A 1,214-nucleotide genomic window follows, 5' to 3' on the forward strand; every position below is an offset into this window, starting at 1 on the left:
TGGTGCAGGGTCGGCTTGCCTGGCTCTAGCGACTCTGCAGCGTGGCGGATTTCCTCCATGACTTCTTCGTAGGTCGGGCCGGTGGGACCCGGGCTGTCGGCACTGGTCAGGGTGCGGGTATCGTTGGGAATGCAGCTAGCAGAGGAAGGGCTTCGGGGACTTCCGTGATCTACAGGAATGCCAGATTCAAGCGACATATTTGTGAACTTGAATGTTCCTATTCTTCCGTCTTTGGTTGTGCATGACATAATATTGGGATTTTCGTTGGCGTAGGTAACTTTTACGCCGTTTCCCTGATTTACCGTGGAATAAGTATATTGTTGCTGAATTTCCTGGTTGGCATTATCTGCACCTGTATTTTTCTCATCGTAACCATCTTGACTGCCTCGCGAAGTAGTTGTTTCAACTTCGATTTGGCAAACTTTAGCTGATGTGTCAGAACAAGGCGCAGTAATAACGTATGCATCAACGTTAGTGGTACCGCAAAATCCTAGAATGCAAGATAGAGAAAAAATCCCACTGCATTTTATTATTTTGTTCATTATTTTAGTCTTCTACCTGTTCGTAACCGATAATTTTCCATGAAGAGTCGGAGTACTTAAATTCAAATTTCCAGGTGTCATTATCCTTCTGGATATTTCGGTTTCGGTGCCATTCTCCGGTAGGCTCCACAAGAGTTATATAATTCCACTCGCGATATGCCTTCCAAAAATAGGTTTCCCCATCCTCAGACCACGGATTTCCATCAGCAACATAGTTGTCAATGCCATCAATAATCCACCCGCCGCGCTTATACAAGTCCTCAAAGCTCTTATATCCCTTAAGTTCACTTTCAAAATTACTGGAAATGTATTTTCGGGATTCCGTAAAATCGCCTACTTGAATTCCGTAATTAGTCCATTTCACCCAAGCATCCATCGTCTTACGGATACCTTCAATAGACTTCTCACGATAGCCCTCTTCAGGGGCGTTAGGCTTCGGCACGTTCTGAGCAGGGCCCTTGCCGTCCGCAGGGCGGTACTCGCCATCAGGCGCCTTCGAGCCGCCCGAGTAGCCTCGGACAGTAGAGGGGGTTGCTGAAGCTGATGCAGATTCAGATGCCGCAGCAGAAGTAGATGCCGATTCGCTTGGTGCGGCAGTTGCGGTGGCTGCCGCCTCGTTATTTGCCTGCTGGCCGCATGCCGCAAGCAGGGCCCCCAGGCCCGCAAGTGCGC

1 protein-coding gene and 1 pseudogene are annotated in these 1,214 nt (G+C 48.8%); both read right to left on the reverse strand.

Annotation, left to right across the window (positions count from 1 at the left end; translation table 11 throughout):
* Positions 1 to 197: pseudogene (locus HMPREF2879_RS01940) on the reverse strand (peptide ABC transporter ATPase); the annotation flags it as partial.
* Positions 198 to 546: 349 nt separating this feature from the next.
* A partial coding sequence (locus HMPREF2879_RS01945; protein WP_070634704.1) for a DUF6318 family protein occupies positions 547 to 1,214 on the reverse strand: 668 nt, incomplete at its 5' end.

Origin of the sequence: Rothia sp. HMSC069C04, from assembly GCF_001812895.1 — a bacterium.
Taxonomy (GTDB): domain Bacteria; phylum Actinomycetota; class Actinomycetes; order Actinomycetales; family Micrococcaceae; genus Rothia.